Here is a 12,178-nt window from a genome sequence, read left to right on the forward strand (position 1 = left end):
CCCCTGGCTCCACGGCCGATCCTTCCGAGAGCGACCCGACCTCTCGCTTGAGCGACACCAACTCGCGGGTCAGGCGGGCTACCGCTAGCTCCAGGGCATCGAGGCGCGATGAGTCGGACATGTTGGCGGGAGGAGGGTTGCCGATGATCTACACTCGACGGGCGCAATTGCCAGTTCCCCGCATCCGGGCGGGCGTGCGACGGCGGCTGTTCGCGGCGATGCGAGGGGCGATCAGGCTGGTAGTCGCTGGCGCCTGTTTCGTGCCGAGCGCCGCCGCACAGCAGTCACCATCACGCACCATCGAGGTCTTCGTGCGTGACAGCGCCACGCGACTCGCCATCGCCGGGGCGCGCGTTCGTGCCACGCGCGACACGTCGCGATCGACCGTGTCCGACAGCACCGGCCGTGCGCGCCTCACGATCCCCATGCGCCTCGCCGACACCGTCATCGTCACTCGGCGCGGCTATCGGCGCTACGATCGCCCGCTCGCCAACGATGGCGAAGAGTTCCTCTCCTTCGACGTGAGTCTCGCCCGCACACCACAGGAACTCGCCGAGCTGCGTGTCGAGGAACGGAACAGTGCCGGCGCTCCAGAAGGGCGCCTCGCCGACTTCGAACGACGTCGCACCGCCGGAACGTTCGGGAAGTTCCTCACTGAAGCCGACATCGACCGGCGCCGCCCCGTCCGCGTGACCGACCTCTTTCGTGGCCTGGCCGGCGTGCGCGTCATCGACAGCGGCTACGTGCGCCTCGTCGTCTCCAACCGCGGCCCCAACCCATCGCTCGTCTCCAAGTCGGCCGCCGGCAGCGCCTGCGTCCTCCGCATCATGGTCGATGGCGTGCTGCGAGGCGGCGGCTTCTCCCTCGACGAACTCGACCCCAAGGAGCTCCACGGCATCGAGATCTACGTCGGCCCCGGCTCCATCCCCCCGTCGTTCACCAGCATGCAGCGAGACGCCTGGTGCGGCCTGATCGCCGTGTGGAGTGGGTAGAGCCCGGACAGACGCGCAGCAGGAGGAGATGTGAAAGCTCGCCATGCGCGCAAACGACGACGCCGAGCGGCCTAGCCGCTCGGCGTCGTCACCCCCGTCTCCCGTCCCCCGTCTCCCGTCAGCGCTTCTAGTACCTGTAGTGCTCCGCCTTGTACGGCCCCTCCACCTTCACCCCGATGTACGCCGCCTGGTCCGGCGTCAGCGTCGTCAGCTTCACCCCCAGCTTGTCCAGGTGCAACCGCGCCACCTTCTCATCCAGGTGCTTCGGCAGCACGTACACCTTCTTCTCGTACCTGGCGGTGTTGCCGAACAGCTCCATCTGCGCGATCACCTGGTTGGAGAACGACGCCGACATCACGAAGCTCGGGTGCCCGGTGGCGCAGCCGAGGTTGAGGAGGCGCCCCTCGGCGAGCACCAGGACCGAGTGCCCGTCGGGGAAGACGAACTCGTCGAACTGCGGCTTGATGTTGATGCGCGTGATCCCGTGCTTCTTGAGCCCGGCCATGTCGATCTCGTTGTCGAAGTGGCCGATGTTGCCCACGATCGCCTTGTCCTTCATCTGCTGCATGTGCTCCACGGTGATGATTCCCTTGTTCCCCGTGGCGGTGATGAAGATGTCGGCCGTCGCGACCACGTCGTCGAGCGTTGTCACCTGGTACCCTTCCATCGCCGCCTGCAAGGCGCAGATGGGGTCGATCTCGGTGATGACCACGCGCGCCCCCTGCCCCTTGAGCGCCTGGGCGCATCCCTTCCCTACATCGCCGTAGCCGCAGACCACCGCCACCTTCCCGGCCAGCATTACGTCGCTGGCGCGGAGGATCCCGTCGGTGAGCGAGTGGCGGCAGCCGTACAGGTTGTCGAACTTGGACTTGGTCACCGAGTCGTTGACGTTGATGGCCGGGAAGAGGAGCGTCCCCGCCTGCATCATCTCGTACAGGCGGTGCACGCCCGTCGTCGTCTCCTCGGTTACGCCCTTGATGTCGGCGGCCACCTTGGTCCAGCGCCCGGGGTTCCTCACCAGCTCCGCACGCAGGAGGTCGAGGATCACTCCCCATTCCTCGGAATCCTGCTCGGCGTTGAACGCCGGCACCGCACCCGCCTTCTCGTACTCCACTCCCTTGTGGATGAGGAGCGTCGCGTCGCCGCCATCATCGAGGAGCATGTTGGGGCCGGCGCCGTCGGGCCACATCAGCGCCTGCTCGGTGCACCACCAGTACTCCTCCAGCGTCTCCCCCTTCCAGGCGTAGACCGGGACGCCGGTCGGGTTGTCGACCGTCCCGTTGCGCCCGACGACCACCGCCGCCGCCGCATGGTCCTGGGTGGAGAAGATGTTGCACGACACCCAGCGCACGTCGGCGCCGAGGTCCACGAGCGTCTCGATCAGGACCGCCGTCTGCACCGTCATGTGCAGCGACCCCATGATCCGCGCCCCCTTGAGCGGGAACTTCCCCTTTTGCTCCTCGCGGATGGCCATCAGCCCGGGCATCTCGTGCTCGGCCAGGCGGATCTCCTTGCGCCCCCACTCGGCGAGCGAGAGGTCCTTGACCTTGAAGGCGGGGCGATCGAGGGGCGACGGCGTACCTAACGACTGCTGGATGGTGGTGGACACGGGATCTCCAGATAGGGGCAGAGGACGAGAAGACGAGAAGACGAGAAGACGAGTGCCTATGCGACGGGCTTGCGGGCGGTTGCGGCGAAGAGCGCGGGGCCGCGGGCCGATTCATCCGGCGGGAGCGGGGTGATGCGGATAGCAGTGAAGCCGGCGGCAGCGAGCCACTGTGTCAGCTGCGACTCGGGAAAGCCGCGCCAGGCATGCCCCATGCGCTGCTGCAGGTCGTCGCGGTCGTGCGGCATCATGTCGATCACCGCCAGCCGCCCCCCGTCGCGCAGCGCGCGATGCGACTCGGCGATCGCCCGCGCCGGGTTGGCCACGTAGTGCAGCGCCAGCGAGAAGGTCGCCAGGTCGAGCGACGCCGTGGCGACCGGGAGCTGCTCCAGCTCGCCCAGGCGCAGGTCGACGTTAGGCATCGTCCGCGTCCGCTCCCGCGCCGCCGCCAGCATCTCCTCCGATGCGTCCACCGCCACCACCCGCGCCACGTGCGGGGCCAGGAGTGCCGCCAGGTGCCCGGTCCCGCACCCCAGGTCCCCCACCACCGCCGCCGGGTCGAGGAGCGCGAGCGCCAGGTGCAAGTCGAGCCTGGACCCGAACAGCTCCGCCCGCACCGACTCCCACTCCCCCGCCACCGAGGCGAAGAACTCCCGGGACCGCGACCGCCGCGCCACCAGCACCGCCTCCTCGCGCAGCCGGTCCTGCTCCGCCATCGGGGTCTCCAGCACACTCTCCCGCACCACCGCCCACAACCGCTCCCCCCACTCGTCCAGCGTCGGCGACATCCTATAGAAGCGGCTCGTCCCCTCCGACCGGCTCTCCACCCACCGCTCGTCCCCCAGCACCTTGAGGTGACGCGACACGGTGGACTGCGGAAGTTGAAGCACCGCACAGAGTTCCCCGACCGTTATCTCGTGGCGCTCCAGCACGAGCAAGAGCCGGCTCCGGGTGGAGTCGGCCAGCGTGCTGAGATGGTCGAGCGTGACGGGGGACGCCATATTCATCCGTAGAACCGGATGAAAGGTTGTTGCATCTCCCCCCTCCGTCAACCCCCTCCGTCAACCCCTCCGCCGCCCCACCAGGCTCGTTTCACGCCCCCATTTCAGGAGAATGCCCTCTTTCTGCATCCCGCGTCACCGAGGAGACTGGATGCGGTCGCGATTCTCCGGCACTCTTGCCTCCCATCGATCCACCCGATCCCAAGAGCACATCATGACGGGAACCTTTGAGCTCAAGCAGGCCGGCGACGGCCGCTATCTCTTCAACCTCAAGGCCGGCAACGGTCAGGTCATCCTCACCAGCCAGATGTACGCCTCGCGGCAGGGAGCGGTCGAGGGGGTGGATTCGGTGCGACGCCATGCCGCCAATGACGCCAGCTACGAACGCCGGACTGCCAAGGATGGCGCACCGTACTTCGTCCTCGTCGCCTCCAACAAGCAGGAGATCGGCCGCAGCGAGATGTATTCGGGAACGGCCGCAATGGAGAACGGAATCGCGTCGGTGAAGAAAAACGCCCCGGACGCGACCATCTCCGACGCCTGACCCCTGGCGGGGCGAGACGTTCCTCACCACCCCGGCGTGCGTAGCCATGAGGGCCGCGAAGCGGCCCTCATGCGCCTTGGCCGGGATCGCCCTCGTCCGTTTCCGTTTCCGCGACCGACTGGCTCAGCACGTACCGCGCCCGCTCCACGTACGGCAGCGGCACCTCCACGAAGAACCCGCGCGCCGTCGCCCCCTGGAAACCGGGGCCGAAGATCCCGGTCAGGTCGTTTCCGCTCACCCGTACCGGGATCCCCTCGGCGTCGAGCCGGGCCGCCGCGAGGTCGGCCTCCCACCCTGCCCCGTAGTTCGCGACGCGAACCCAGGCATGCCGCTCGACCCTCACATCGACGGGGTGAACATGATGTGCGCCTTGGGCGTCCCCGGGAACATGATCCACGGCTGGTTCCCGTTCGGCTTCGTCGACAGCCCGGTGTTCTCGGCCGTGGCGTAGGGGATGTACACCACGTACAGGTGCCGGGCGCCGGGTGCCGTCCCCGTCTTCGGGTCGAAGTCGCCGTCGGTCAGCGAGTACAGCGCGGCGGGAAACGTCGGTACCGCGAGCTTCCCCGCCCGCACATCGCGAAAGCGGATCGTGTCGACTTCGGCGGCACTCGTGATCCCCTGCGCGCGGAGCTCGCGCCCGCGTGCCATGAACGGCTCCATCGACTCGTGGTAGCACGCCACGTGGAAGCGCGGCGCCTTGGGGTCGCGGGCCAGGCACACCATCCCCTTCCCCTCGCGCAGCGTGGTGAGCTTGCCATCGGTGCCGTAGCCCAGCACGCGTGCCGAGGCGCGGTACTCCGGCGGGAGGGGGAGGACGGCGGCGGCGATCTGTTGATCCCTCGGGGCGATCTTCCCCTGGGCGTGGGCCGCCTGCGGGACGGACAGGGCGGCGCCGACGGCGACCACGGCCGTCAGCAGGTGCAATGCGCGAACGTGCATCTGGAGCATCTCCGGGGTGGTGGAAGGACCCGATCGAGCGCCTAACGTAAAGCCGCCAACCCCGCCCCCAGCCGCGGGAGCGCCCCGGCGATGTCCTCCAGGCTCACCGCCCCCACCGAGAGGCGGCACCACCCGGTTTCCCCCTCGGCGCCGAAGGCGTGGAAGGGGACCACCGCCAGCCCCGACTCGCGCAACAGCCAGGCGCGGATGTCCTCGCTGGTGCGCAGCACCTCGCCCTGTGGCGTCCGCTTGCCGTAGAGGTCGAAGCGCGCGCTCAGGTAGATCGCCCCCTGCGGGGCGATCGCGTCCACGGGATGCCCCGCCCCCTTGAAGGCGGCGATCCCGTCGTACAGCGCATCGAGCCGCGCGCGCACGCCGGCCAGGAGCTGCGACCGGTAGTCGGCAATGGCATCCTCGTTGAGCAGGAGGGCGGCGGTCGCCACCTGCTCGGCGCGCGGCGCCCACGTCCCCACGTGGCTGAGGAAGTTGTTCATCCCCTCGACCACGTCGGTCGGCCCCAGCACCCACCCCACCCGTACCCCGGTGGCGGCGAACGCCTTGGAGATCCCGTCCACCAGCACCGTGTAGCGCGCCATCTCGGGACGCAGCGACACCGGGTCCACGTGCTGCACGTCGCCGAACGTCAGCTGCCAGTACACCTGGTCGTACATGACGTACAGCGGACGCTCCGCCCTGCCGCGGCGCGCGTTCTCCTCCAGCACGAGGTCGCAGATGGCGCCTAACGACTCGGCGGTGAAGGCCGTCCCGCACGGGTTGAGCGGCGAGTTGAGCGCCAGCATCCGCGCCCCGCGCAGGTGCGGCGCCAGCGTCTCCGCCGACGGCATGAACGACTCGTCGGGCGTCGTCATCACCGGGTCGGCCACCGCCCCCACCATGTGGCAGTAGTAGTTGTTGTTCCAGCTCGGCGCCGGGTAGACCACCCGGTCCCCCGGGTCGACCAGCGTGCAGTAGGTCCCGTACACCCCGGGGCGCGACCCCGACGTCACCAGGACCGACTCCACCGGGTACCGCAGCCCTAACGAGCGCTCGTAGTAGGCCAGGATCGCGTCGCGAAGCGCGGGAATCCCCGTCCCGGGGGGATAGTTGGTCTCGCCACGCGCCAGCGCCTGCGCAATCCCCTGCTCCAGCGCCGCCGGGATCCGGAACTGCCGCGGGTCGAAATCGCCCACGGTGAGGTTGCAGACCTTCTCGCCCGCTGCCACGCGCTGGCGGATCTCGCCGGCGATCTTCAGGATCGCCGACCCCTCGAGCGTCCCGACGGGGGTGGAAATGCGACCCGGTGTCTGGGGACCGCGGACCAGCGCGGTCACGTCGTTCACATCGGCAGCGTGCGTCATGGTGCCCTCGGCAATTACGGTCAGCGTGGCGTTCATCCCAACTTACCCCGGGGAGGGGGGGCCCTCCAACCGCTCCCGGCGGAACCGTGGCATTGGGCGTGCAACGGTCGTCATACCCTCGCCATCCCCGCTGGGCGCCGTTCTCGACAGGGGCCCGTCCGCAGTCCGGAGGGGCACGGGGGCGCGTCCTGGGTATACTTAGTCCCGCAACACCCTTCCGCTCTTCACCTTGCGCTCCGACGGAGCACCCGTGCGCCCTCTCGCCCTCGTCTCGGTCACCTCGCTGCTGGCGCTGCTGGCCCTCCCTTCCCAGGCGCAGCAGCCCCGTCCCTCCACCTCCCGTCCGTCGACCGGGCTCCCGATCGTCCCTGGGGCGCGGGTGCGGATCTCGGCCTCCACCCTCGTCTCCCCCCTCCTGGCCAACTACCTGGAGATGAAGGGAGACACCGCCGTCTTCATCGAGGCCGCCGCCGGGCGCGGGATCTGGACCTTCACCCTCGACCAGATCACCAGGATCGAGCAGAGCCAGGGCGAAAAGCGCTTCAACAAGGCGCCCATGCTGAAGGGGGGACTCATCGGCATCCCGGCTGGCGCCCTGCTCTTCTGGGGCGCGACGGGGATCTTCAACCCCTCGGACTCCACCAGGCAATACAACCGCGGCGGCACCGCCGCCGCCGGCGCCCTCGTGGGCGGGGTGGTGGGGGTCCTCGTGGGCTCGCGCTTCAAGGCCGAGCACTGGATGCCGCTCCCACTCCCCAACCGGATCTCGTTCCTCCCCTCCCGGCGCGGAGGGATGGATATCGGCCTCGGCTTCACCTTCTAGGCAGCCGCCCGCCCCCGCCGCGCCTAACGATCGGCCGGGGCCAGGTCCGCGGATCGGGTGAGCGTGGCCCCCCGGCTCGCCCAGAGGTCGAAGGTGTCGGCGGGGCCGAGGAGGCCGAGCGACCACGTGGCGTCCTGCACCACCGCCACCACCGCCTCGCGGTCCAGCAGGCCGTCCACCGCCATCTTGACGCAGACGTCGGTGGCCACGCCGCAGACGAAGAATTCGGGCGCGCCACCTAACGCGTCACGCAGCGCGGCGACGAACGCATCGGCCCCGGCGTTCCCCTCGAACACCGAGAACTCGTGCTTCTGCACGAAGACGGCGCGCCGCTCGGCGAGGGCGCGCCGCGCCACCTCGCGCGCGTGCGCCTCGCTGGCATCCCGCGGAAGGACGTGCACGTCCCGGCCCGGGTCGACCTCGGCAATCAGGCTGGCGCCGCGCGCCTCCTCGGGGTCCTCCGACATCCCCATGCAGTGCGGGTGATACGTCCCCTTCGTCGGGTCGGGGGCAACGGTGTCGATCTCGCGGTCGCCATAGGCGTGCCAGTCGCCCGTGTACACGACCACGTCGCACGCCGCGCGCATCCACTCCACCGTGCGCACGATCGCGGGGGTCGCCTGCACGGCCCCGGCATCGCTCGCGTCGAAGAGGTTGCGCACGTACAACCGCCCCTCGGGGCGCATGAAATCGTGCTGGACATCCACCACCCACCCGATGCGGGGGCGGCGCAAGGAAGGCGTCGTCATGCGCGTGCGTCCGGATTGCCGAGCGCGCCGATGTCGACGGGAACCAACCGGGCGTTGGGGACGAAACCGCGCCCCACCTTGCTCTCCAGTCGCCCGTCCACCATCACCACGTCGGCCGTGAAGTCGAAGTCGTTGAGCAGGCCATCCTGCTCGCCATCATTGTGCCCCAATAGGGAGGAGCCGATGCCGTAGCCCGTCACCGGGACCCCCTCCCGCTCGAAGCGGCGGATCTTGGCCGGCGTGAAGCCGCCGGAGACGATGATCCCTACATCGGGAAAGCCTCCCTGGTCGAGCGCACTGCGCAGTCGCCGCACCAGCTCGGGGTTCACTCCGGTGAGCCCCTCGCGCCCGCGCGCCGCCGCATCCGCGGCGAGCGCGACATCGACCAGCCGCTCGCTCGTATCCACGCGCACCGCCACCAACGATCCGGCGCCAAAGGCATCGTGCATCGCGCGGGCCACCGCCAGCGCATCGCGCACCACGTCGTTGTGATAGTCCACCAGCGACACCACCTTCACGTCGGGCTCGTGCGCCAGGCAGCAACGGGCAAAGGCGAGCGTGGCCCCGACGACGTCTCCCCCGAAGGCCGCGATCATGGCGTGCGGCATCGTCCCCCCCCCCGACGCCCCCCACCACGCCCCGCCCGCGTCGCTCGACACGCTCCCCGCCCCCCCGACGCGCGCGGCGTACCCGTCCGGCGTCTGGACCCGCCAGTCGTCATGCCGCGCCCCCATGAAGATCACCGGCTTGCCGTGGGCCGCGTCCATGACCCGGCGCACGTTCGTGGCCACCAGCGACCGCCGCGCCAGCACGCCGAGAAAATCGGTCTCCAGGTGCGCGAAGGCGATGTACGGACCGGTGATCAGGAGCGCCGACTCGTGCGGCGAGAGCGGGTCGCCGTCGATCAGCGTCTCGATGCTGAAGTCGCGGATGGAGTACGCCCGCCCCGTGTACGGATGCCGAGCCAGCTGGGTCTGGAGCATGCGGATCACCTCGTACACCCCGGCGATGATCCCGTGCTGCTTGGCGAAGACCTGGACCTGCACCACCGGGTCGCGATCGTCGAACGCGAGGGTGTTGGCGGTCCGCACGAAGTACCGGTCCGAGTACCACCCCTCGGACATGCGCGGGTCGAACTGGAAGAGCGACGCGGGATAGGCGCGCAACCCCTCGTGCAACGCGCGATGCCGCGCCTCGGCCGAGTCGGAAGGCGGGGCGGCGAAGGGAACCGTCGAGGTCATGCGCGACGCGGGAACGGCCGGTACACACCCTGAACCTGACGGAGGGCCACGTCGTTGTCTATGGGCGCACCCCCCACGGCTATCGCGCCGCGCGCCACGGCTCGCGGCCCAGCACCGTGCACATCGTCGCCAGGGCGCGCTCCATCGTGGCGCGGTCGAAGGCGGCGAAGCCCAGTAGCAATGCGCCCCGGGGCCCCGGCACGAGCGACAGGGCGCGCAGCGGCGACGCCACCACGCCGGCCTCCAGCAGGCGCTGCGCCACGCCGGCGTCGTCCATCCCCCGGCGCAGCCACCCCACCAGGTGCATCCCCGCATCCACCGACTCCGCCTCGAGCCACGCCGAGGCCGCGCCGCCCAGCAGCTGCAACAAGGTCGCCTGCCGCTCCGCGTACAGCGCGCGCATCCGTCGTACGTGGCGCGCGAAGTGCCCCTCGGCGATGAACTCGGCGAGCACCACCTGCTCCAGCGCCGCCGGCTGGCGATCGACCGTGGCGCGCGCGCGCGCGAACGGTTCCACCAGCGCCTCCGGGACGATGAGGTAGCCCAGGCGCAACGCCGGGAAGAGCGTCTTGCTGAAGGTCCCGACGTAGATCACGCGCGACGCCGGAGCCATCCCCTGCAGCGACGGGAGCGGGCGCCCGCGAAAGCGGTACTCGCTGTCGAAGTCGTCCTCCACGATCCACCCCCCGCCGGCGCGCGCCCAGTCCAGCAGCGCCAGCCGCCGCGCCGCCGAGAGCGTGACGCCTAACGGGAACTGGTGCGACGGCGTCACGCACACCAGGCGGGGCGCCCGCACCAGCCCCCGCAGCGCGCCCACGTCCATCCCCTCGCGATCCACCGGGATCGGGACCAGCGTGGCCCCCGCCGCTTCCAGGGCGGCGCGCGTCCCCCGGTAGCCGGGATCCTCCACCGCCGCGGCGTCACCGGGGTCGAGGAGGACGCGCGCCACCAGGTCGAACGCCTGCTGCGCCCCGCTCACCACGATCACCTGCCCCGCCTCGCACCGCACCGCGCGCGCCTGCCCGACGTAGGCCGCGATCGCTTCACGCAGTTGGGGTTCGCCATGCGGCTCGGCGTAGGAAAGGCGGGCCGCCGACATGCCGCGCCAGCGCCGCGCCAGCAGCCGCCCCCACAGCTGCAACGGAAAGTGGTCCAGCGCCGGCGTCCCCAGCCGGAACGCGCGCGCCCCCGACTGCCGCCCCAACGGCGTCGACGTCACCACGAGCGACGAGAGCAGCGCCCCCCGTCGCGAGAGGTCGGCACCCGGCTCATCGCGAACGCGCGGAGCGCGCACGCGGCGCACCTCGCCCCCCTGCACCCCCACATGCGCGTCGGGAAGGACGTCGGCAACGAACGTCCCGGACCGCTCGCGCCCCTGCACGTACCCCTCCGCTCGCAGCTGATCGAAGACCAGCGCCACCGTCGTCCGCGACACCTCCAGCGACTCGGCCAGCGAGCGGGTCCCCGGCAGCCGCACGCGCGGTGCCAGGCGCCCCTCCAGGATGGCGGAGCGCAGCGCGACATACAGCTGCCGCTGCAGGCTCTCGCTCGCCGAGGGATCGAGGGCGAGCGTCAACGGCGTCACCCCGCCGCGGGGCGCGGAACGCCCCCCGCCCGCTGCATCGCGACGCCCTCCGCGCCTACTTCTGGCCGTATCAAGTGGTGTGACTCTGGCCATTTGCATGACTCCAGATTTCCCGTAAGCTCATGCACGCCGGGGGCCACCGCCACCCCCTGCGAAGACTCACGCACCCCCGCGCACGTTCCCAGGCGCACTCCCACGCCCCCTCAGCGTCTCCCCCGCGACATGAACACCGCCATCCCTGCACCCGGCCCGCGCCCGGTCTTCGACACCGAGCGCACCCGGCTCCGGGTCCATCCCGAGCGCTCGTCGCCTGACGAAGTCGCGAACATCCTGCGCGACGGACTCGTCGCACACGTCGCCATCGCCGACGACGCCGGACCGGTCGTGATCCCGATGACGTACTACGTAGCCCCCGAGCGTCCGTACACCATCTACCTCCACGGTGGGCATCACTCACGCCTGATGGCACACGTCGCCGGCGGCCGGCCGTGCTGCGTGACGGTGACGATGGTGGACGGGCTCGTGTACTCGCGCACCGCGCTGTACCACTCGATGAACTACCGCAGCGCGGTCTGTTTCGGCACCGCCCGCATCCTCGAGGACCCGGCCGAGCAGTTGCAGGTGGCGGAAGGACTCGTGACGCGCTACTTCCCCGGACGCACCGTCGGCGTCGATTGCGAACCGGCCGCCGCCGCCCACGTGCAGGCCACCGCCTGGCTGGCCATCGAGCTCACCGACGCGAGCGCGAAGGTCCGACGCGGCCCGCCCAAGGGCCCCCGCGACAACGACCCCACCGCCCCGGGCAGCGCCGGCGTGATCGACTTCATCCCCCCACGCTGACTCCCGTCTCCCGTCTCCCGTCTCCGAAGCATGCCTGCTCATCGCTACACCGTTGACGTGGCCTGGACCGGCAATCTCGGCACCGGCACCGCCACCTATCGCGGATACTCCCGCGCGCACCAGCTCTCGGCGCCGGGCAAGGCCCCCATCGCCGGTTCCTCCGACCCGATGTTCAGGGGAGACGCGGCCCGCTACAGCCCAGAGGAACTCCTCGTCGGGGCGCTCTCGGCGTGCCACATGCTCTGGTTCCTGCACCTCTGCGCCGACTCCGGCGTGGTGCTCGAGAGCTATCGCGATGCCGCCGAGGGGACGATGGTCCTCGCGGCCGACGGTGGCGGGCACTTCACCGAGGTGACGCTGCACCCCGATTGCACCTACCGCGATCCCGTGGACCCCGAGCTCATCCGTCGGCTGCACGACCGGGCACACGCCCTCTGCTTCATCGCCAGCTCGATGAACTTTCCCGTGCGCGTGGAGCCGGTCGGGGCGTGAGGCGT

The 12,178-nt window shown here is 70.3% G+C and carries 13 protein-coding genes; 5 read left to right on the forward strand and 8 right to left on the reverse strand.

Annotated elements, in window-relative coordinates:
* The first annotated feature begins 260 nt into the window (after positions 1 to 260).
* Positions 261 to 992 carry a hypothetical protein gene (locus ABS52_01255; protein ODT05346.1) on the forward strand — a complete coding sequence of 244 codons (732 nt, stop codon included), beginning with the start codon at positions 261 to 263 and terminating at the stop codon, positions 990 to 992.
* Between the two features lie 127 nt (positions 993 to 1,119).
* On the opposite strand, the gene ABS52_01260 is transcribed toward ABS52_01255, so the two are convergent.
* Positions 1,120 to 2,589 carry an adenosylhomocysteinase gene (locus tag ABS52_01260; GenBank protein ODT05423.1) on the reverse strand — a complete coding sequence of 490 codons (1,470 nt, stop codon included), beginning with the start codon at positions 2,587 to 2,589 and terminating at the stop codon, positions 1,120 to 1,122.
* Positions 2,590 to 2,657: 68 nt separating this feature from the next.
* Complete coding sequence (locus ABS52_01265; protein ID ODT05347.1) at positions 2,658 to 3,605, reverse strand: hypothetical protein; 948 nt, start codon at positions 3,603 to 3,605, stop codon at positions 2,658 to 2,660.
* A 208-nt stretch (positions 3,606 to 3,813) separates the two neighbouring features.
* On the opposite strand from ABS52_01265, the gene ABS52_01270 reads away from it, so the two are divergent.
* Positions 3,814 to 4,143, forward strand: a complete 330-nt coding sequence (locus ABS52_01270; protein ID ODT05348.1) for a hypothetical protein — start codon at positions 3,814 to 3,816, stop codon at positions 4,141 to 4,143.
* Between the two features lie 67 nt (positions 4,144 to 4,210).
* Here ABS52_01270 and ABS52_01275 read toward each other — a convergent pair whose 3' ends face one another.
* From ABS52_01275 to ABS52_01285, 3 genes are all read right to left on the reverse strand, one after another.
* Positions 4,211 to 4,486 carry a hypothetical protein gene (locus ABS52_01275; protein ODT05349.1) on the reverse strand — a complete coding sequence of 92 codons (276 nt, stop codon included), beginning with the start codon at positions 4,484 to 4,486 and terminating at the stop codon, positions 4,211 to 4,213.
* Entirely contained in the window at positions 4,483 to 5,061 is a 579-nt protein-coding gene (locus tag ABS52_01280; protein ID ODT05424.1) for a hypothetical protein, read from the reverse strand. The genes ABS52_01275 and ABS52_01280 overlap by 4 nt, the downstream gene beginning before the upstream one ends.
* A gap of 65 nt (positions 5,062 to 5,126) precedes the next feature.
* The gene (locus ABS52_01285; protein ID ODT05425.1) at positions 5,127 to 6,443 is read right to left on the reverse strand and encodes an aminotransferase; all 1,317 of its coding nucleotides are present in this window, start codon (positions 6,441 to 6,443) and stop codon (positions 5,127 to 5,129) included.
* A gap of 250 nt (positions 6,444 to 6,693) precedes the next feature.
* On the opposite strand from ABS52_01285, the gene ABS52_01290 reads away from it, so the two are divergent.
* The gene (locus tag ABS52_01290) at positions 6,694 to 7,266 is read left to right on the forward strand and encodes a hypothetical protein (protein ODT05350.1); all 573 of its coding nucleotides are present in this window, start codon (positions 6,694 to 6,696) and stop codon (positions 7,264 to 7,266) included.
* 23 nt (positions 7,267 to 7,289) lie between these two features.
* On the opposite strand, the gene ABS52_01295 is transcribed toward ABS52_01290, so the two are convergent.
* The 3 genes from ABS52_01295 to ABS52_01305 all read right to left on the reverse strand — a co-directional run bounded on the left by ABS52_01295 (position 7,290) and on the right by ABS52_01305 (position 10,832).
* Complete coding sequence (locus ABS52_01295; GenBank protein ODT05351.1) at positions 7,290 to 8,015, reverse strand: hypothetical protein; 726 nt, start codon at positions 8,013 to 8,015, stop codon at positions 7,290 to 7,292.
* Positions 8,012 to 9,193 (reverse strand): hypothetical protein, encoded by a 1,182-nt coding sequence (locus ABS52_01300; GenBank protein ID ODT05426.1) that lies wholly within the window; start codon positions 9,191 to 9,193, stop codon positions 8,012 to 8,014. The genes ABS52_01295 and ABS52_01300 overlap by 4 nt, the downstream gene beginning before the upstream one ends.
* A gap of 142 nt (positions 9,194 to 9,335) precedes the next feature.
* On the reverse strand, positions 9,336 to 10,832 hold the full coding sequence (locus ABS52_01305) for a hypothetical protein (protein ODT05427.1): 1,497 nt from the start codon (positions 10,830 to 10,832) through the stop codon (positions 9,336 to 9,338).
* A gap of 231 nt (positions 10,833 to 11,063) precedes the next feature.
* On the opposite strand from ABS52_01305, the gene ABS52_01310 reads away from it, so the two are divergent.
* Both ABS52_01310 and ABS52_01315 read left to right on the forward strand, forming a co-directional pair.
* Positions 11,064 to 11,681 (forward strand): hypothetical protein, encoded by a 618-nt coding sequence (locus ABS52_01310; protein ODT05352.1) that lies wholly within the window; start codon positions 11,064 to 11,066, stop codon positions 11,679 to 11,681.
* A gap of 30 nt (positions 11,682 to 11,711) precedes the next feature.
* Entirely contained in the window at positions 11,712 to 12,173 is a 462-nt protein-coding gene (locus ABS52_01315; protein ODT05353.1) for a peroxiredoxin, read from the forward strand.
* Positions 12,174 to 12,178 lie beyond the last annotated feature (5 nt).

The sequence above is a fragment of the Gemmatimonadetes bacterium SCN 70-22 genome, from assembly GCA_001724275.1.
In the GTDB taxonomy this organism is placed as follows: Bacteria; Gemmatimonadota; Gemmatimonadetes; order Gemmatimonadales; family Gemmatimonadaceae; genus SCN-70-22.

Bases quoted from the DNA above. Each gene is read 5' to 3' on its own strand.
- ABS52_01310 (ODT05352.1), top strand. From the start codon at position 11,064: ATGAACACCGCCATCCCTGCACCCGGCCCGCGCCCGGTCTTCGACACC.
- ABS52_01265 (ODT05347.1), bottom strand. From the start codon at position 3,605: ATGAATATGGCGTCCCCCGTCACGCTCGACCATCTCAGCACGCTGGCC.
- ABS52_01285 (ODT05425.1), bottom strand. From the start codon at position 6,443: ATGACGCACGCTGCCGATGTGAACGACGTGACCGCGCTGGTCCGCGGT.
- ABS52_01315 (ODT05353.1), top strand. From the start codon at position 11,712: ATGCCTGCTCATCGCTACACCGTTGACGTGGCCTGGACCGGCAATCTC.
- ABS52_01295 (ODT05351.1), bottom strand. From the start codon at position 8,015: ATGACGACGCCTTCCTTGCGCCGCCCCCGCATCGGGTGGGTGGTGGAT.
- ABS52_01270 (ODT05348.1), top strand. From the start codon at position 3,814: ATGACGGGAACCTTTGAGCTCAAGCAGGCCGGCGACGGCCGCTATCTC.